Below are 244 nucleotides of genomic sequence, written 5' to 3' on the forward strand. Positions count from 1 at the left end.
CAGGTGGAGTTGACCGGACGGTTGTTCTGCGCATCGCCGCCCAGCGTCAGCAAAGTGCGTGGCGTCAGGTCCATTTCCACAATGCCGTAGAGCGTCGCGGTCTTGCGCGAATAGCGGTCCATGAACGAGTCCTTGTCCTGGTAGGCCGCCACCGCACGGCCGCGCACGTTGCCGCTGTCGGTCAGCGGGCAGCCCACGTCGAGTTCGCTGCGGTAGTTGTCCCAGCTGCCGGCGCCCAGGGTGA

General features: G+C 66.0%; 1 pseudogene. It reads right to left on the reverse strand.

The annotated features are described in order from the left end of the window. A pseudogene (locus RRF55_RS27625) lies at positions 1-244 on the reverse strand (TonB-dependent siderophore receptor); the annotation flags it as partial.

Origin of the sequence: Klebsiella sp. K47 (genome assembly GCF_051858335.1) — a bacterium.
GTDB lineage: Bacteria > Pseudomonadota > Gammaproteobacteria > Enterobacterales > Enterobacteriaceae > Klebsiella > Klebsiella pneumoniae.